General features: G+C 70.8%; 14 protein-coding genes. 5 read left to right on the forward strand and 9 right to left on the reverse strand.

The genetic code is table 11. The features are described 5' to 3' along the window. Window positions 1-103: 103 nt before the first annotated feature. From AB0383_RS06120 to AB0383_RS06140, 5 genes are all read right to left on the reverse strand, one after another. Complete coding sequence (locus AB0383_RS06120; protein ID WP_364174398.1) at window positions 104-1,273, reverse strand: ROK family transcriptional regulator; 1,170 nt, start codon at window positions 1,271-1,273, stop codon at window positions 104-106. Window positions 1,274-1,296: 23 nt separating this feature from the next. Continuing rightward, window positions 1,297-2,727: an ABC transporter permease gene (locus tag AB0383_RS06125; RefSeq protein WP_364174401.1), complete on the reverse strand. Its 1,431-nt coding sequence runs from the start codon at window positions 2,725-2,727 to the stop codon at window positions 1,297-1,299. Window positions 2,728-2,747: 20 nt separating this feature from the next. Further along, window positions 2,748-3,521, reverse strand: a complete 774-nt coding sequence (locus AB0383_RS06130; protein ID WP_354873475.1) for an ATP-binding cassette domain-containing protein — start codon at window positions 3,519-3,521, stop codon at window positions 2,748-2,750. A gap of 96 nt (window positions 3,522-3,617) precedes the next feature. Next, window positions 3,618-4,757, reverse strand: coding sequence for a substrate-binding domain-containing protein (locus AB0383_RS06135; RefSeq protein ID WP_364174405.1), 1,140 nt, complete (start codon window positions 4,755-4,757; stop codon window positions 3,618-3,620). Between the two features lie 392 nt (window positions 4,758-5,149). Continuing rightward, entirely contained in the window at window positions 5,150-6,898 is a 1,749-nt protein-coding gene (locus AB0383_RS06140; protein ID WP_364174408.1) for a DEAD/DEAH box helicase, read from the reverse strand. Between the two features lie 226 nt (window positions 6,899-7,124). Here AB0383_RS06140 and AB0383_RS06145 point away from each other — a divergent pair, with 226 nt between their 5' ends. Next, the gene (locus tag AB0383_RS06145) at window positions 7,125-8,267 is read left to right on the forward strand and encodes a YihY/virulence factor BrkB family protein (RefSeq protein WP_364174411.1); all 1,143 of its coding nucleotides are present in this window, start codon (window positions 7,125-7,127) and stop codon (window positions 8,265-8,267) included. A gap of 39 nt (window positions 8,268-8,306) precedes the next feature. On the opposite strand, the gene AB0383_RS06150 is transcribed toward AB0383_RS06145, so the two are convergent. Next, window positions 8,307-9,146: a hypothetical protein gene (locus AB0383_RS06150; RefSeq protein WP_364174414.1), complete on the reverse strand. Its 840-nt coding sequence runs from the start codon at window positions 9,144-9,146 to the stop codon at window positions 8,307-8,309. A 155-nt stretch (window positions 9,147-9,301) separates the two neighbouring features. Beyond that, complete coding sequence (locus AB0383_RS06155) at window positions 9,302-9,544, reverse strand: DUF3039 domain-containing protein (protein ID WP_364174416.1); 243 nt, start codon at window positions 9,542-9,544, stop codon at window positions 9,302-9,304. A 95-nt stretch (window positions 9,545-9,639) separates the two neighbouring features. Between AB0383_RS06155 and AB0383_RS06160 the strand changes: the two genes are divergently transcribed. Genes AB0383_RS06160 through AB0383_RS06175 form a run of 4 tightly spaced genes read left to right on the forward strand, consistent with a single transcriptional unit; the run spans window position 9,640 to window position 12,568 of the window. Then, window positions 9,640-10,134 carry a pyridoxamine 5'-phosphate oxidase family protein gene (locus tag AB0383_RS06160; RefSeq protein ID WP_364174419.1) on the forward strand — a complete coding sequence of 165 codons (495 nt, stop codon included), beginning with the start codon at window positions 9,640-9,642 and terminating at the stop codon, window positions 10,132-10,134. Beyond that, window positions 10,131-10,778 (forward strand): hypothetical protein, encoded by a 648-nt coding sequence (locus AB0383_RS06165; RefSeq protein WP_364174422.1) that lies wholly within the window; start codon window positions 10,131-10,133, stop codon window positions 10,776-10,778. The genes AB0383_RS06160 and AB0383_RS06165 overlap by 4 nt, the downstream gene beginning before the upstream one ends. A gap of 9 nt (window positions 10,779-10,787) precedes the next feature. After that, window positions 10,788-11,702 carry a pseudouridine-5'-phosphate glycosidase gene (locus tag AB0383_RS06170; protein WP_366185574.1) on the forward strand — a complete coding sequence of 305 codons (915 nt, stop codon included), beginning with the start codon at window positions 10,788-10,790 and terminating at the stop codon, window positions 11,700-11,702. Then, on the forward strand, window positions 11,699-12,568 hold the full coding sequence (locus AB0383_RS06175; RefSeq protein ID WP_366185576.1) for a sugar kinase: 870 nt from the start codon (window positions 11,699-11,701) through the stop codon (window positions 12,566-12,568). Before AB0383_RS06170 ends, AB0383_RS06175 begins: the two co-directional genes overlap by 4 nt. 58 nt (window positions 12,569-12,626) lie before the next feature. On the opposite strand, the gene AB0383_RS06180 is transcribed toward AB0383_RS06175, so the two are convergent. Further along, on the reverse strand, window positions 12,627-12,953 hold the full coding sequence (locus AB0383_RS06180) for a DUF3099 domain-containing protein (RefSeq protein ID WP_364174431.1): 327 nt from the start codon (window positions 12,951-12,953) through the stop codon (window positions 12,627-12,629). Window positions 12,954-12,993: 40 nt separating this feature from the next. Beyond that, window positions 12,994-14,277: an amidohydrolase gene (locus AB0383_RS06185; RefSeq protein ID WP_366185578.1), complete on the reverse strand. Its 1,284-nt coding sequence runs from the start codon at window positions 14,275-14,277 to the stop codon at window positions 12,994-12,996. Window positions 14,278-14,287: the final 10 nt, after the last annotated feature.

The raw sequence follows: 14,287 nt of genomic DNA on the forward strand, positions 1-14,287 counted from the left end.
GCAAACGCCACACCCGGCAATTCCCAGTGGGCGATCGCCGGGAAGTCCGTGAAGGGCACCTTGCGGGACTCGGAGTCCGGCAAGGTGCCCTTCACGAAACTGCCTAGACCGTGTCGAGGACGACCTCGAACGCAACCTCGGCGGCGCCCAGCAGCTTCACGTCCGCGCCCAGCGCCGAGCTCACGATCCGCGTCCCGCCGACGGCCCGGCTCACCAGGCTGCGCCGGCGGACCTCGGCGGCCACGGCGCGGATGACCGAGTCCGGCAGCACCGTGAGCAGGTCGCCCAGCACGACGAGCTGCGGGCCCAGCAGGTTGACCACGTTGACGAGCCCGAGCGTGAGCCACTCGGCGAACTCCTCGAGCCGGGAGAGCGCCGCCTCGGGGTCACGGGCCAGCTCCCGCAGCTCGAACAGGATCGCGCCCCGCGCGGTGTCCTCCGGCAGTCCCAGGGCCCGGCACAGGGCCGCCTCGCCGATCTCGGTCTCCCAGCAGCCACTGCTGCCGCAGTAGCAGGCGCGTCCGCCCGGGCGGACGACCATGTGGCCGATCTCCCCGACGTAGCCCGCGCCGCCCCGCAGCGACGAGCCCTGGGCGATGACGCCGCCGCCGACACCGACGTCGGCGGACACGAACACGGCGTCGGACGATCCACGGGCCGCGCCGCGCAGGTGCTCGGCGACGGCGCCGAGTTCGGCGTCGTTGCCGACCAGCACGGGGATGCGCAGCACGCTGGACAGGCGCTCGCCGAGGGCGACGTCGGTCCAGCGCAGGTTCGGCGCCTCGTGCACGTGGCCGTCGGCGCGCCGCACGACCCCGGGCACCGACACCCCGACGGCCACGGGCGTTACCCCGAGGTCGCCGGCCAGCACGGCGGCCGACTCGATCACGTGTGTAATCACTTCGTCGGCCTCGCGCATCCGGCCGCGCAGGTTCCAGCTGTTGCGGCCGAGGATCTGGCCGCCCAGCCCCACGAGCGCGATCGCCACGTGCTCGACCTGAAGGTCGACCGCGAGCACGACCGCCGCGTGCGGCTGGGGCAGGACCAGGAGCGAGGGGCGGCCCGCCCCTCGTCCCGGCCTCGGCACCTTCTCCTCGACGACGCCCGCTTCCGCGAGCCCGTCGACGAGGGTCTTGATCGTGCTCCGGTTGAGCCCCAGCTCCGCGGCCAGGGTCGCCCGGGTGCTCGGCCCGCCGACGTGCAGCAGGCGGAGCAGGGTCGTGCGGTTGTGCCGGCGCACCTCGTCGGGTCGTGCGACGGACGAACTCGTCACCGGCTTGAACGTGACATCGGGCGTCAGCGTGCCGACGCAGCCGCTCGGCGCCGCGACAGCGCGTCGACGGTCGCCGCGAGCAGCAGGACGAGACCGGTGACGATGTTCACCACGGCGGCGGTCTGCTGGAGCAGGCCCAGGCCGTTGTTCACGATCGCCAGCACGGCACCACCGATCACCGCGTCGATGATCCGGCCCTTGCCGCCGAACAGCGACGTGCCACCGATGACCGCCGCGCCCACCGCGAACAGCAGCGTGTTGAGGCCACCGGACTGCGGGTTGACCGAGCCGATCTTCGACGAGTACACGATCGCGCCGATCGCCGCGAACGTCGAGCTGATCACGAACACGCTGGTACGCAGCTTCGGCACGTTGATACCGGCGCGGCGGGCCGCTTCCTGGTTGCCACCGACGGCGTAGAGGTGCCGGCCGTAGCGCGTGCGGTTGAGCACGTAGGTGCCCGCGACGAGCAGCGCCAGCACGATCGGGACGACGAAGGGCACGCCCTCGATCACCACGAGGTTGTTGGACGAGCGGTTGACGGTGAGCAGGTACGTCGCGACTCCCGCGATCACCGCGACCAGGCCGACCTTGAACAGCACGATCGGCGTGGGCTGCACCACGAGGCCACGCTTGAGCCGCGAGAAGTGCTGCCCCAGAGCCACGAGCGCGTAACCACCGGCCGCGACGATGAAGAGGATCCAGCTGCCCAGCACCGACAGGTTTCCGTTGGCCACCGCGTTCAGCGTCTGGCTCGTGCTGATCGGCAGCGTGCCGCCCTCACCGATGAACTGCAGGATCACGCCCTGCCACACGATGAACAGCGCCAGGGTCACGACGAACGACGGCATGCCGATCTTCGAGACGAGGAAACCGGTGATGCAGCCGATGGCCGTGCCGGTGCAGATCGCGATCAGCATCTCGAGCCACGCGTTCACCGGGACACCGATGAGGATCACCACGATGCCGATCCCCGCCACCACCGCCCCGGCCCAGATCCGCTGCAGCACGGCCAGGATCACGGCGAGCGCGAGCACGGCGATGAACGTGATGAACACGCCGCTGCCCATGGTGCCCAGCAGGTTCCCGTTGTGCACGTAGTGCAGCGCCATCAGCGAGGCGCACACACCGGAGGCCGTACCGGCCGACAGGTCGATCTCGCCGAGCAGCAGCACGAACACGATGCCCATCGCGATGATGGTCTGGCCCGCGCCCTGGGCGAGCAGGTTCGCGATGTTGCGAAGCGTGAAGAAGTCACTCGAGAGGGCGCTGAACAGGATCGCCAGGACGATCACGCCGAGCACGGCCGGGACCGAGCCGAGCTGGCCGTCCTTCATCCGCGCGAAGTAGTCCTTGATCGCCTCGCCCGTCGACATCGACGTGGTGTCGATACCGAAGTCGGCGATCGCGTTCGCCTGGTCCGGCTGCGGGGCCTTGGCTGGAGTCTCAGTCATCTGCGATTCTTTCTCGTTGCTCACAGCACGACGGCTTCGGGGCGGGCCAAGCCGAGATCGCCCGACCGGCCGGCGGTGATGAGTTCGACCACCTGGTTCGTGGTCACATCCTTGGTCTGGACCTCGGCGACGAGCCGGCCCAGGTACAGCACGTCGATACGGTCGGCGACCTCGAAGACGTCGGCCATGTTGTGGCTGATCAGCACCACGCCGAGGCCCTGCTCCGCGAGCCGGCGGACCAGGTCCAGCACCTGCCGGGTCTGCGCGACACCGAGGGCGGCGGTCGGCTCGTCGAGGATCACGACCTTGCTGTTCCACAGCACCGACTTGGCGATCGCGACCGTCTGGCGCTGACCACCGGAGAGCGCGGAAACGGGCGTGCGCACGGACTTCACCGTGCGCACCGACAGGGAGGCCAGCGTTTCACGCGCGGCCTTCTCCATGCTGGCCTCGTCGAGCAGCCACTGGCTGCCGCGCTCGCGGCCGAGGAACATGTTCTGGACGATGTCGAGGTTGTCGGCCAGCGCGAGGTCCTGGTACACGACCTCGATGCCGAGATCGGCCGCGTCCTTCGGGCTGTGGATGTGGACGTCCTGGCCGTTGAACCGCACGGTTCCCGTGTCGTACGGGTGGATGCCGGCGATGCACTTGACCATCGTCGACTTGCCGGCGCCGTTGTCGCCGACGAGCGCGGTCACTTCACCCGCCCGCACGGCGAAGTCCACGTCGTGGAGGACGTGGACCGGGCCGAAGCTCTTGTTCAGACCTTTGATGTCGAGAATGGGCTCGCTCATGGGGTTCGCATATCTCTCGCGTGGGTACCGGGCCGGGATGCGTTGTCGGGGAACGCATCCCGGCCCGGCTGTTTGGGGGTGTGCTACTCAGTCAGCTCAGGAGATGCCGTACTGGGTGCACTTGGCGGCGAGGTCGCCGGTGCAGATGTCCGACGCCTTGACGTAGCCCTGCTGGACCACGGTCTTGATGTCGTTGACGGTGATCAGCTGCGGCGTGAGCAGAACCGACTTCAGGTCGCGGTTGTTCTGCGGGTCGTGCAGCGTGCCGGTCGCGATCGCGTCGGCGGCGGCCTTGTCACCCTTGGCCAGCGCGGCGGCCAGCTTCGCGGTGTTCTCGGCCTCTTGCTTGATCGGTTTGAAGATCGTCAGCGTCTGGTCGCCGCGCAGGATGGCCTGCAGGCCGGCCGCGGTCGAGTCCTGGCCGGTGACGGGGACCTTGCCGTTGAGGCCGTTCTTCTGCAGCACGGTGATGACCGCGCCGGCGAGCTCGTCGTTCGCCGCCACGACGCCGTCGACCTTGCCGCCGGCCGAGGTGAAGATCTGCTCGAAGGTCGTGCCGCCGAGCTGCGGGTCCCAGTCGTTGATGGCCTGCTTGCGGACGAGCTTCAGCGCGCCCGAGGCGTACAGCGGCTTGAGGACCTTGTCGTGGCCGTCGCCGAACAGCGTGGCGTTGTTGTCCGTCGGAGCGCCCTCGATCTGGACGACCGAGGCACCCGGCTTGTTCTTCAGCGCGTCGACCATGCCCTGGGCCTGGATCTCGCCGACCTTCTCGTTGTCGAACGAGACGTAGTAGTCGGCCGAACCGCCGAGGCTCGGGCGGTCGTAGTCGATGACCGGGATGCCCGCGGTCTTCGCCTTGGCCTCGATCGCGGCACCGACGGCCGGGTCGGACGGGGCGATGACCAAGACCTTCACGCCCTGGCTGATGAAGCCGTCGGCCAGGGTCGAGAACTTCTGGTTGTCACCCTGGGCGTTCTGGATGTCGGCGGTGAAGCCCTGGGCCTGGAGAGCGGCCTGGAGCATCGGCTTGTCGAACGCCTCCCACCGGGCGGAGGTGGCGGTCTCGGGCAGGATCACGCCGACCTTGCCGTTCGCGCCGCCGCCGGCGGGGGCGGAGGCCGAGCCGGAGGCGGAGCTGTCCCCCGTGCCCCCGGAGTTCGAGTTGGCACCGCACGCGGTCAGCACCAGGCCGGCGCTCACCGTGGCGGCAAGGAGGGTAAGGGTTCTGCTGCGCATCCTCGTTCCTTCCGGATCATGCTCGCGGGGCGGTGATCCGGAAGGCCCGGCGCACCGACGCGCATATGTTGTGGCCGACAACATATGCCGCTGAGCAGCTTCGCGGAAGATAGCTGGATCGATTAAATGACACCAATTGGACACGGTTTCGCAACACGGCCCGACCACAGCCCGGAAAGGGTAAATCCACTGACGGAGTGATCGCCAGTGCGCACCGAGCGTGACGAGATCGACTTCGCTGACTCTTCGTGAGCCTGACGCCTCAACGGGGTCGCCCACACACGTTCAGTAATCAACCCCGCCACACCCTCCGCATCGCCCCACTGTGGCGTTGGTTGCGTTCAACGCACCCGATGGGGTGTTTGGGCGGATCGGAGGCGAGGAAGCAGGGGTCACCAGGAACGCAGCGTGACGATCCGCTCTTCGAGCTGCTCCACGGTCGCCATGGCGGTCGGCGGGCCGCCGCACACCCTGCGTAGCTCGTTGTGGATCGCGCCGTGTGCCTTCTTCGTGCGGTGGTGGTAGACGCCGACCAGCGCGTTGAGCTCCTTGCGCAGCGAGCCGAGGCGCTCGCTCACCGACTGGGGCCGCGCGGCTGCCGGAGCGGCCTTCTCGGCCTCGGGCTTGCGGCGCTTCTCGTCGGAGAGCTGCTCCTCCTGCCGCTTGCGCAGCAGGGCGCGGACCTGGTCCGGTTCGAGCAGCCCGGGCAGGCCGAGGTACTCCTGCTCCTCGTCCGAGCCGGAGAAGACAGCGGTCCCGAACGAGTTACCGTCGTAAATCACCTGATCGAGCTCGGCCGACGCGCCGAGCGAGGTGAACGCCTTCTCCTCTTCGCCCGGTTCGTCCTCCGTGCGGTTGGCCTGGGCGAGCAGCTCGTCGTCCCAGCCGTCCTTCTCGCGGTGGGGCTTGCCGAGCACGTGGTCGCGCTGCGCCTCCAGCTCGCTGGCGAGCTCCAGCAGCACGGGCACGCTGGGCAGGAAGACGCTCGCCGTCTCGCCCTTCTTGCGGGCCCGCACGTAGCGGCCGATGGCCTGGGCAAAGAACAGCGGGGTCGAGGCGCTCGTGGCGTACACGCCGACCGCCAGCCGCGGCACGTCGACGCCTTCGGAGACCATGCGGACCGCGACGATCCAGCGGTCGGTGGAGTCGGAGAACTCCTTGATGCGACCCGAAGCCTTCGGGTCGTCCGACAGCACGAGCGTGGGCGTCTGGCCGGAAAGGCGTTCGAGGATCTTCGCGTACGCGCGCGCCGACTCCTGGTCGGTGGCGATGACCAGGCCGCCCGCGTCCGGCACGCCCTGGCGCACCTGCGACAGGCGCGTGTCGGCGGCCTGCAGCACCGAGGGGATCCACTCGCCCGACGGATCGAGCGCCGTGCGCCAGGCCCGCGCGTTCTGCTCCGCGGTCAGCGGCTCGCCCAGGCGCGCCGTGAACTCCTCCCCCGCGCTCGTGCGCCAGGAGGCCTCGCCGGAGTAGGCGAGGAAGACCACGGGCCGGACCACGCCGTCGGCGAGCGCGTCGGCGTAGCCGTAGCTGTGGTCGGACTTGCTGCGCTGGAAGCCGCCCTCGTCGGGCTCGTAGGTGACGAACGGGATGGCCGAGTCGTCGCTGCGGAACGGGGTGCCGGTGAGCGCCAGGCGCCGCACGGCGGGCATGAACGCCTCACGCGTCGCGTCGCCCCACGACTTCGCGTCGCCGGCGTGGTGCACCTCGTCGAGGATCACCAGGGTCTTGCGGTTCTCCGTGCGCACGCGGTGCAGCGTCGGGTGCGCGGCCACCTGCGCGTAGGTCACGGCGACGCCGCGGTAGTCCGACGACGTGACACCGGTGGTGTTGCGGAAGTTCGAGTCGATGTCGATGCCCGCCGCCGCGGCCGCGCCCGCCCACTGGTGCTTGAGGTGCTCGGTCGGCGTGACGATCGTGACCGCCTCGATGGTGCGGTCCGACAGCAGTTCGGCGGCGATGCGGAGACCGAACACGGTCTTGCCGGCGCCGGGCGTCGCGACCGCGAGGAAGTCCTTCGGCTTGCTTGAGAGGTACTTCGTGAGCGCCCGGCGCTGCCATGCGCGCAGCGGACGCGCGGTGGTGTCCTGCTCGGCGGGTGGTGCCCCGAGGACCCCCTGCGTCGTCGTCTCGGACAACCTCGCTCACCCCCTCCCCAGGGCCGCGAATCGCGGCCGTGACGTGCGAAAACCCCCACTGTGGTACCGGCTTCGACGCCGGCGACTGCGGTGAGGGCACTTCGGGCAGCTTACCTTCCGGGCACCGCGGCGCCCGGCACCGCCACGGGTGATGTCCCCCGACACGCCCGGAGAGGGGACCCGCGACGAGCCAAATTCCCGCGAATGGACCATGCTGGGACCCACCATGGGTGAGGTGAGACCGGACGCCGAGGCGGCGACGGCGACGAAGACGGCGCGCAAAGGGCCGTGGCGCCTCATCACGCGCACCTTCGCCAAGGCCTGGGACGGCAACATCTTCTCCGAGGCGGCCGAAGCCGCGTTCTGGCAGACGCTCTCGCTCCCGCCCCTGCTGCTCGGGCTGCTGGGCAGCCTCGGCTTCGTCGGCGAGTGGTTCGGCCAGGGGGTCGTCACGGCCGTGCACGACCGCATCATCACGTTCTCCCGCACCATCTTCAGCACCAATGCGGTGCAGGAGATCATCGAGCCGACGGTGAACAGCATCCTCACGGTCGGCAAGGGCGAGATCGTGTCGGTGGGCTTCGTCATCTCGCTGTGGGCGGGCTCGTCGGCGATGTCGTCGTTCGTCGACGCCATCACCGTGGCCCACGACCAGTACGGCGTGCGCAACGAGGTGTGGCAACGGATCTTCGCGCTGCTGCTGTACCTGTGCGGGCTCGTGATCCTCGTCGTCGGGCTGCCGCTGCTGGCGATCGGGCCGGACCTGCTGCCGGAGTTCTTCCCGGTCGCCTGGCGCAGCACGGTGTCGGCGTGGGTCGGCACGCTCTACTACCCCGTGCTGAGCGTGATGATCGTGCTGGCGCTGACCACTCTGTACAAGCTGGCGCTGCCGCGGCGGCTGCCCTGGCACCGCGGGCTGCCGGGCGCGGTGCTCGCGATGCTCGTGTTCCTGGTCTCCAGCATCGGGTTGCGCATCTACCTCAACGCGATCACCAAGACCGGCTACACCTACGGCGCGCTCGCCGCGCCGATCGCGTTCCTGCTGCTGATGTTCTTCATCGGCCTGGCCGTGGTCGGCGGCGCGTACTTCAACAGCGCGATCCAGGAACTGTGGCCCGCCAAGGCGACCCGGCGCCAGCGCCGCAAGTGGCGCCGGCTCGAGATGGAGCGGGCCAACGAGCGGATGCGGGCCGAGGAGGGGCGCAAGCTCTGGGACCGCACCACGATCCCGTTGCGGCGCCCCAAACGCCCTGACACCGCGGACGGGGCCGAGCCCGAAGTGGCGCAGGAGGAAGCGGTTCCGGACGAGGACGCGGCGGACGAGCTGCCCGACCGGTCCGGTCACGACGCCGCGCGCAAGCTGCCGTGAAGGGCACCTCTCGGCAGAGATGCCCTTCACCGGCCTGGGTCAGCCTTGCCGGAAGCGCCAGGTCTTGCTGTCCACGGCGATGCAGACGCTCGGCGACATCACGATCACGCGCAGGGTGCTGTCGCGCTCGTCGAAGTCGATGCCCTCGACCTCGAAGTTCCCGCTGCACCCGCTCTGCAGCGGCAGCTGGCCCCGCGACGTCACGTGGCCGGTCACGTCGGAGCCGGACAGGGGCGCGTCGAGGTCGACCTGCAGCAGCGGTTTGGTGGTGCCGAAGAGGCTGCCGTCGGGGTCGTCGGAGGCGCACATCAGCCGCGTGGCCGTGACGAAGTCACAGCCCTGCACATCGCGGACCTGGTGGTCGAGGCGGATCGCGGAGGCGTAGGTCAGGTTCTGCGCCGGGTCGGTGAAGGCGACGCCGGGCATCGGGTGCACGAGGAGGCGGTCCATCGTGCCCCACTCGCCTGCCACCAGCCAGCGCGCGTCGGGCGAGACGGCGGCGAAGGAGTTGTTGCTCGCCTCCCATGGCTCCAGCGCGTGCCGGTAGTCGGTCTGCGTGCCGTCGGGCGCCTGCACGCGGAAGAGCTTCGCGCCGCGGTCGTCGCGCTGGTAGGGCTCCACGTACCAGCCCTGCGCCGAGCCAGGGTCGCCGACGTGGTTCCAGCCCTGCACGGCCAGCCCGACGTCGACCGTGGCGACGCCGGTGTAGCGGATGGTGGTGCCCGACGGGCGGACGATCGTGGCGAGGCCCTGGCTCTCGTCGAGCGGGCGGGCGCGGTCGGACCCGACGGCGGTCCACCCGGTGACGGCCTGGGCGAGGCCCGGCACGGCGGCCGCGAGCACCACGACGAGGGCGAGGACGATCCCGGTTCTGCGCATGTGGAAGTCTCCTGCGGGAAGGAACTGGCGGGATCGCAGATCTACCAGTTCTTCCCCGGCTCCACAGCCACAGGTGAATGATTTTCACGTTTGTTCGCCCGGGCGTGCCTGAGCGGCCACGCCCGGGGCGGGTCGTCGGGACCTGCTCGTCGTGCCTACTTGTCCCCGCCGGGGCGAAGGCCGTCGTAGATCTCCTTGCAGGCCGGGCAGACCGGGGAACCCGGCTTGGGCGACTTCGTGACCGGGAAGACCTCGCCGCAGAGCGCCACCACGTGCGTGCCCATGACCGCGCTCTCGGCGATCTTGTTCTTGCGCACGTAGTGGAACATCTTCGGGGAGTCGTCGTCAGTCGACTCGGTGCTGTCGGTCTCCGGCTTCGTCAGCGTCTCGGTGCTCACGAGTCCATCATGCCTCAGTCACGCGGGTGCCGGAATCACCGGCCGTGCGACTATCGTCAGTGCACTCACGGGCGCCGGAGGGCGGGAGCCGCGTCATGGACGGACCGATCGCGACCAGGCCGCACATGCCGGGCTACGGCATCGCACCCGCTTCGGCCGGGCTGCTGCCGTGGCACTGGGCCGACGAGCGGCTGCGCACCTCCCACGACTACTGGCTCGCCACCGTCACACCCGCGGGCCTGCCCCACCTCATGCCCGTGTGGGCCGTGTGGACCGGCGCGGTGCTGTGGTTCTCCTCGTCGCTGCGCTCGGTGAAGGCGCGCAACGTCGCGGCCGGCTCGGCCGTGTCCGTCGCGACGGAGGACCCCGAGGAGCCGGTGGTGGTCAGTGGCCCGGCCGAGCTCGCATCCGACGCGAAGGAGATCCGCGAATTCCTCGACGCGATGAACGCCAAGTACGACACGGGGTACGGGATCGACTTCCTCGACCCGGCCGTGAACGCGTCCGTGCGGGTGCGGCCCGAGACGGTGTTCGCCTTGCGGGAGAAGGACTTCACGACTTCCCCGACGCGCTGGGAGTTCACTTCGTGACGGCCTGGGGCGCCGCGGTCGCGCACGTGGGCGGCGACGAGGACGTGGCCCGCGAGGCCTGGCGCGAGCTCGAAGCACGCTACGGCGAACCACACCGCCACTACCACGACCTCGCCCACGCCTCGGCCGTCGCGCGCGACGGTGCGCAGCTGGCCGCCGAAGCCGGCGTCGGCCCCGACGAGTGCGCCGCCGTCGCACTGGCCGCGTGGGCGCACGACGTGGTCTACGACGCCGTGCCGGGCGAGGACGAACGCGCGAGCGCGGCCTGGCTGCGCCGCTGGCTCACCCGGGCGGGCGCCGGCGCGCACCACGTCGGGCGCGCCGAGGCCCTCGTGCTCGCCACCGCGGCCCACGAAGCGCCGGAAGACGACGAAGCGGCCACCGCCCTGCTCGACGCCGACCTCGCCATCCTCGGCGCCACCCCCGCGGTCTACGCCGGGTACGCCGCCGCCGTCCGCCGCGAGTACGCGAAGTACGACGACCCGGTCTGGGCCGCCGGGCGCGCCGCGGTGCTGGCGAACCTGCTGGCCCGGCCCCTGCTGTACCGCAGCGAATCCGCGCGGGCCCGCTGGGAGACGGCTGCGCGGCGCAACCTGGCGGCCGAGCTGACCCGCTGGCGGGAGTACGCCGGCGATCACCGATGATGTCCGTCCGTGACCACACAACTCTTCCTCCACGAGGAGGTCGCCTCGGCGTTGCGTGACGGCCACCCCGTCGTCGCCCTCGAGAGCACCATCCTGTCGCACGGGCTGCCCCACCCCCGCAACCTCGACGTCGCCCACCGCCTCGAGCAGGTCGTGCGCGACGGCGGCGCCGTGCCGGCCACGATCGCCGTGCTCGACGGGCGTCCGGTGATCGGCCTGTCGCCCGCCGAGCTGGAGCGTGTGTGCGCGCCCGGCGCCGGGCTGGACAAGCTCTCGCTGCGCGACCTCGGCCCGGCCGTCGGCCTGGGCCGCTCGGGCGCGACCACCGTGGCCGGCACGTCGGCGCTGGCCGCGGCGGCCGGGATCGGCGTCTTCGCCACCGGCGGCCTCGGCGGGGTGCACCTCGGCGCGGCGCAGAGCTGGGACGTGTCGGCGGACCTCGGTGTGCTCGCGAAGGTGCCGACGGTCGTGGTGTGCTCCGGCGTGAAGTCGGTGCTCGACATCGCGGCGACGCTGGAAGTGCTGGAGACCAACTCCGTGCCGGTGCTCGGCTACCGCACCGACGAGTTCCCCGCGTTCTACCTGCGCTCGTCGGGCCACCCGGTCGGCTGGCGCGTGGACGACGCGGAGGAAGCCGCCGCCGTGATCGCCGCACACCGCGCGTACGCGGATTCCGGTGTGCTGCTGACGAACCCGATCCCGGAAGAGTCCGAAATGGACCGCGAGGTGCACGACCGGCTGCTGGCCGACGGGCTCGCGAAGCTGCGCGAAGGCGGCGTGCACGGCTCCGATGTGACGCCCGTGCTGCTGGAGCACTTCCACACCGCGAGCGGCGGCGTGAGCATCGACGCCAACGAAGCCCTGGTGCTCAACAACGCCAAGCTCGCCACCGAGGTCGCCGTCGCATCGGCGGTGCGCGCGTGACCGGCATCGTGGTGGTCGGCGACGCCGGCCTCGACGTGGTCGCCCGCCACGACGAACCGCTCCCCCACGGCGGCGACGCCCGGGCACAGATCCGGTTCACCGGCGGCGGCGCGGGCGCGAACACCGCGCTGTGGCTGCGTTTCCTGGGCGCCGACACCACGCTCGTGGCCCGCATCGGCGACGACTCGGGCGGCCGGCTGATCAAGGCCGAGCTGGAGGCGACGGGCGTGCGCTGCGCGTTCGCGGTCGACCCCGAGGCCGCCACCTGCTGCGTCGTCGTGATGGTGGACGCCGAAGGACAGCGCAGCATGCTCGCCGACCGCGGCGCGAACAAGCGGTTCCGGCCCGAGGACGTGACGCCCGAGGCGCTGGCCGGCGCGAGTCACCTGCACCTGTCGGGCTACGTGCTGCTCGACCCGTCGTCGCGGCCCGCGGGCCTCGCGGCACTGGCGGCGGCGAAGGAGGCCGGGCTCACCACGTCGGTCGACCCGCAGGCGGCGGCGCACATTCACGCCCCGGCGGCGTTCCTCGACGACGTGCGCGGCACCGACCTGCTCATGCCCAACACCGAGGAACTGGTGGCGCTCACGGGTTCGGCCGATCCGCTGTCGGCCAAGGAACTGCTCGGCACCGTCGGCGCGGTCGTCGTGACGGCCGGCCTCGGCGGCGCCGCGTGGGTCGACGCCCACGGCGTGACCACCGTGCCGGCGGTCGAGGCCGAGTGCGTGGACTCCACGGGCGCGGGCGACGCGTTCGACGCGGGTGTGCTCACCACGTGGCTCGCCGGGCAGTCCACTGTGGATGTCCTGCGCGAGGGGACGCGGCTGGGCGCGCTGGCCGTGAGCCGCCTCGGCCCCCAGCCCTGAGCCTGAAAACCCGTGGATGCTGCCGGCGAGAACCGGCGGCAGCACCCACGAGCGGGCTTCAGCCGTCGATCACCCGGTGTTCGCGGTTCTCGATCTGCTTCGCCTCCCGCTCGTAGCGGTTGACGTTCTGCGTCTTGCGCGGCGGCCGGTCGTTGGCGATCAGCACCGCGATCCACGGCAGCGGCACGGAGATCACGAGGAACGTGACCGCGAGCCACCACGTGTGGTAGGTCAGCCCGGCCAGGATCAGGCACGGAATGCGGCACACCATCATGATGATGTACTTCTTCTTGCGTGCGGCCAGCTGATCGTCGTAGGACGGCTCCGCCTCGGTGATCAGCACCGGGGCCGGGCGGGGATCGGAACCTCGGGCGGGCTCGTTCACAGCACCACCTCCACGTCTTCCATGCTCCCACTCCGGGCCGTCATCCGACACCCGGGTGGGACATCCGTGACAACGCGGCGACGACGAGCGTCTCCACGCCCGCGCGCAGCGTCGGGTGCAGGATCGGCGCGAAGCGCGGCGAGTGGTTCGACGGGATGTCGCTCTCGAACCGCCCCTCGGTCATCGCCGTGATCACCTCCTGCGGTTCGAGGCCTCCGACCAGCCAGAACACCGACGGCACCCCGGCCGCCGCACCGAACTCGCCGAAGTCCTCACTGCCGGTCACGAGCGGCGCCGGCAGCACGGTGCCCTCGTCGAAGTGCCCGCGGAACACCTCGGTGAGCTCGTCGGAAGCGGTCTCGTCGTTCGAGGTGGCCGGATAGGAATTGAGCAGCTCGATCGTCGGCGGCTTCGGCGCGTTCGCGCCCACGGCCTCGGCGTTCACGATGCGTTCGATGGCCGCGCGCAGCCGCAGCAGCACCGCGTCGTCGAAGGCGCGGGTGTTGACTTCGAGCACGGCGTCGTCGGCGATGACGTTGCCGACCGAGCCGACGTGAAGCGAGCCGACGGTGACCACCGCCGGTTCGGTGGCCGCGACCTCGCGGGAGACCACCGTCTGCAGCTTCAGCACCACCGACGCCGCCATCACGGCCGGGTCGACGGTGGTCTCGGGCCGCGAGCCGTGGCCGCCGCGCCCGTGCAGCGTGATGCGCAGCGTGTCGGAGGCCGCCATGAGCACACCCGGCCTGGTGAGGACCCAGCCGGCCGGACCGGGCACGAGGTGCTGGCCGAAGACCACGTCGGGGCGCCCGGCGAGGTCGAACAGCCCGTCGGCGATCATCTCGGAGGCACCGCCGTTCCCCTCTTCCGCGGGCTGGAACACGACCAGCAACGTCCCCGCCCAGTCCTCGCGCGCGGCGGCGAGCAGGCTCGCGGCGCCCGATAGCCAGGTCGCGTGCATGTCGTGCCCGCAGGCGTGCATCACGGGCACGTCCTTGCCCGACTCGTCGACGCCGCGCGCGGTGCTCGCGTAGTCGAGGCCGGTCTTCTCCTCGACCGGCAGCGCGTCGATGTCGGCGCGCAGCATCACCGTGGGGCCTTCGCCGTTGCGCAGCACGCCGACCACGCCAGTGCGGCCGACGCCGGGGTGGACCTCGAACCCGTCGGCCTCGAGCCGGCGCGCCAGCTCGGCCGCGGTGCGGGTCTCGGCGAACGCCAGCTCGGGGTGGCGGTGGAAGTCGACGTAGAGCGCCTCCAGGCCGGGCAGGGCCGCGGCGAGCGGAGCGAGGACACGTTCGACGGCATGGGAGGTCACGGAACCCATCGTGGCAGGC

The organism is Amycolatopsis sp. NPDC051373 (assembly GCF_040689465.1).
GTDB lineage: Bacteria > Actinomycetota > Actinomycetes > Mycobacteriales > Pseudonocardiaceae > Amycolatopsis.